This is a genomic window from Collinsella sp. AF25-2LB (genome assembly GCF_003458415.1).
Lineage (GTDB): Bacteria > Actinomycetota > Coriobacteriia > Coriobacteriales > Coriobacteriaceae > Collinsella.
This window is the reverse complement of the sequence record NZ_QRUF01000028.1, coordinates 1-3,675: the sequence shown is the minus strand read 5'-3', so window position 1 is coordinate 3,675 and position 3,675 is coordinate 1. Positions and strand designations below refer to the sequence as shown.

At 57.5% G+C, this 3,675-nt stretch carries 4 protein-coding genes; 2 read left to right on the top strand and 2 right to left on the bottom strand.

Translation table 11 applies throughout. The features are described 5' to 3' along the window. Positions 1–1,330: ATP-binding cassette domain-containing protein (locus tag DWY51_RS09295; protein WP_199411417.1), on the bottom strand; the 1,330-nt coding region annotated here is incomplete at its 3' end. A gap of 599 nt (positions 1,331–1,929) precedes the next feature. Here DWY51_RS09295 and DWY51_RS09290 point away from each other — a divergent pair. After that, positions 1,930–2,556, top strand: coding sequence for a DUF1648 domain-containing protein (locus DWY51_RS09290; RefSeq protein ID WP_117770645.1), 627 nt, complete (start codon positions 1,930–1,932; stop codon positions 2,554–2,556). 550 nt (positions 2,557–3,106) lie between these two features. After that, positions 3,107–3,301 (top strand): ribbon-helix-helix domain-containing protein, encoded by a 195-nt coding sequence (locus DWY51_RS09285; RefSeq protein WP_117770644.1) that lies wholly within the window; start codon positions 3,107–3,109, stop codon positions 3,299–3,301. Positions 3,302–3,313: 12 nt separating this feature from the next. Here DWY51_RS09285 and DWY51_RS09280 read toward each other — a convergent pair. Next, positions 3,314–3,675, bottom strand: a 362-nt coding sequence (locus DWY51_RS09280; protein WP_147333373.1) for a sensor histidine kinase, incomplete at its 5' end; no start/stop codon positions are given.

Here is a 3,675-nt window from a genome sequence, read left to right as displayed (position 1 = left end):
AGTCGATGTCGGCGGCCGATTTCCACGCCTCCCTAACGAAAGCAAGGTGCTCGCGGGCCGATAGCGTGGGATAGAGATCCGCGCCGCCCGAAGAGCTCAGGTAGACGAGTTCTGCAAATTCGGCTGATCGACGTTGGCAGATTCCGTCTGCCGCCAGGCTTCCCGAGCGGATGCGGGTGGGAAATTGGCCCGACAGCGCTTCAAGAAGGGTGGTTTTCCCCGAGCCGTTGGGAGCAACGAGGCCCACCGCCGTTCCCGGGCTCAGGAAAAGCGACCCGATTGAAAGTATCGTCGTGCTTCCGTATCCCACGCTCGCGTCTAGAAGCTCGAGCCCATGGTGCTTTTTCGCGGGTCCAGGCTGTTTGGGGGAACGTGTCGCAACGGCGCCGACCGCAAAAAGGACCGCGACGTATGCCAGGGCCACGGCAAGCATCGATGCGCTGCCTGAACCGGAGCCAATGAATTCTGTCGGGAAGCATCCTACGTAACCCGTGGCCTCGATAGGCGAGAACACGGCCAGCGGCAGGAGCCCGAGCACGGCGTTATGCTCCAGCGCCGAATCGGACAATAACGGGAATGCCGGGGCCGCGACAAGCAGCGCTGAGGTAAGGGGGCCCGCGAAGACGCGCCTCGTTGCGGTCGATAGGACGGCGGAACAAACGGATATCAAGGTTCCGCCCGCAAGAAGCGCGATAAGCAGGGCTGTGAAGACGTTTCCCGCGGTCGTGGTGGTAAGCGCGCCGTCATGGAAGAAGGCGATCGGGTACCCAATTTGCCCGAAGCCGTTTAGGACCGAGGCGTAAATGCCCCCGGGTGCGAGGCCGGCGAGGAGCATCGTGGTCCCCGCGCCAATTATTGAAAACACGGTTTGGATAAGGCGCCGGAATTTGGGCACGGGCGCCTTTGCCGCCAGGGTCCCGGGCCTTGTGGCGCCGAGCACGAGTATCGACGAGAGAAGGAAGGGGATGAAGGGAAGGAAAGACGGCGCCGTGGCAATGGTGTAAGGCAGGAAGGAAAGGAATGGCAGGTCGTTTGCGGAGGCCGGGATATCCGTGATGCCGGAGCTGCTCAGAGCGCGGCAATACGCGAGCGCCGCGTCATTGGTCTCTCGGTCTCCCACGATGGACCCGGATTGGAAGCCTTCGCCCATGAGCGCGTAGTAGCTCTCGGCAGAGTCGAGAAAGGCGGCGTCGGTTTGAGCGGCGAGGGCGGCGTTCGCGTATCTTGCAAGCTCAGCGTCATCTTGCTGCTCTGGCGATAGGTCTGTGCCGCTGGCCTGGGGCGCGCGCGTATTGAATGCGTCGACAAAGCCCTGCATGCCCTGCTTCATAAAGAAGGGCCCGTAGATGGGTGAATTGAACGCAATGGGGATGGAGAAGGCTGCAGCGAGAACGAGCGTACAAGTCCATGCGGCCTTGTCTCTTAGGATTAGTTTGAGAAGAAGTCGACAGTACATTCAGAAGCACCTACGTTCCTCAAAGAACTTTTAGATTAAAAGTAACAGACCGGATGAAGATACGTGCGACGGGGGCGAGGCGAATGGCTGAGCGGTATCGATATGCGGGTTCAACGGTATTATATTGACTACATAGATTATTAACTTGCTTGACTTGTAAACCTAGTCGTCCTGTCATCATATTCAACTTCGAAAAAAGGGGAATGAGGGCATCCCGATGCATCGAGTATTACTGGAACCCCGGCGATACGCTGAATGATTTGTGACGAATAGTCATGTCCATCAAGAAGGCTCGACGCTTCGGGCAGCTCGTCAATCGATATATCAATTCTTGGAGACATGTATTCCTACCATTTTTAAAGAAACAACGGCGGTAATCGCTATCGCGATTGCGCCAATAATACCGAGCGCCATCTATTTATACTTGATTTAAGGCGGAGTGGAATGTGGGCGCGCAAGGAGATGCGGAATCGATGAGAGCCTCAAAAAAAATTACTGCAGTGTTATCATCTTTCATCCTCTCTATTCTTCCATTTCTGATTCTATGGACGGCTTGGTCAGTCCTCCCTGATACAATTCCCGCTCATTGGAGTGGGGGTGTGGTTGATCGATGGGGTAATAAGCTTGAATTGCTGGTTGTTCCGCTGTTTTCTCTGATTGGTTCTATTGCAATTTCTGTGTACCTTATTGTTTCCACGCGGCGAAGAGAGTTCGCGGATTTCTCTGTTCGAATGCGACGGGACTTTGTTGCGTGCTATATTTCTAGTCTTCTTTTATCGACAACCTGCTCAGTGATAATTGCCGTTTGGGTTCAGTTGATTCTTACGCAAAGCACTGCAGTTGATGGGGGACTTGGACTATCGATCCTGCATTCCCTTCCCGGGCTATATGTGATCTTGTGCGCTTTGCCGCCTTTTTATGCGAGCGGCGAGAGCAAAAAGGCAGAGCGCCTGATAACAGTTCTTATTGGCGGCGCGGAGATTGTTCTTTGTGGAATAGTGCTTGAAGGTTCGGCTGCCTCTTATGCGATGATTGGACTGATGATTCTGTTCTGTGCGTTTGAGATTGTGTCACAGGTAAGGGATAGCCGGTCCTTATGAGTTGAATTACGCGCGTGCGGATATAAAGGGTGGCATGTTAAATTTGTTGAAAGCTCTGACATGCGCTGTCGACTTCATTAAAATCGATTGCCGATCAAGTCTTCCTATATATGCGAGCCCCAAGAAACTGCGCTGTGAACCTGAGTCCTCTATCGATCGGCCCGGTGCACCGGGCCGCTGTCCTCGAGCCGGCAACAGCTTGCCGGTCTCAAAACGTATGCCGTCCGGCACGACCGACGGCCGAGTCTTGCGCCCCGTTCGGGCAGCGCCAGAACCCCGTGCCGGAACCCATGCGGTCGATTGCAGGGGAATTCAGCCGAGGCCATCGAGGAGCCGACCTAGGGACGGCGCCCTCAGTCCTCGAAGGATTTCAACCGCCCCTTAAAGGCTCGGATTGATTTAACGGTTGATTCAATCCGGCAGAATATGCCGGGCATGGACCGGTTGACACAATGTAAGGTAAAAAGCAGATGCGGCCGTACGCCGGTGCGGGGTTCGGGTGATGTGATAGAAAGAAATATACGTATTACATCTAACCAAGAGGTGCGTCATGGCAACCGCCACCGCAGCCCTGAGAATCCCCGAGGACCTTGCGAACAGGTACGACCGCCTGGCGAAGTCGACGGGCCGCACGAAAAACTTCTACATGACGGAGGCGCTTGCCGCAAAGATAGGCAGGCTCGAATACGAGTACGGCCTCATGAATTATCCGGGAAGCGTTTGGTTGCGAGCCACGCCGGTGTGAGGGCCTGAGTCGTCAGGCCCCGCACAGGGGGACCGCGATGGTGGCCACCGCGCCGCCCGAGGGGCTGTTGGCGAGCGAGACGGAGCCCCCGTGGGCGCTCGCGGCCTCGGAGGCGGCGGGGAGGCCGAGCCCGTAGTGGCGGCCTCCGTCGCGCGAGGAGCGGGAGGAGTCGTCTGTGAAGAGGCGCTCGCAGCCGCGTTCGAGGGCGGCGGGAGAGAAGCCCGGTCCGTCGTCGGACACCTCGATGACGAGGTGCCCGCCCGCGACGTCGCAGGAGACCGCCACGCGCGAGCGCGCGTGCTCGGCGGCGTTGGCCACGAGGTTCGCGGCGGCTCGCGTCAGGGCGGTTCGGTCGAGCGGGGCCTCGGGCGCGC

Coding starts and splice junctions, on each gene's coding strand:
- DWY51_RS09290 (WP_117770645.1), top strand. CDS start 1,930: ATGAGAGCCTCAAAAAAAATTACTGCAGTGTTATCATCTTTCATCCTC.
- DWY51_RS09285 (WP_117770644.1), top strand. CDS start 3,107: ATGGCAACCGCCACCGCAGCCCTGAGAATCCCCGAGGACCTTGCGAAC.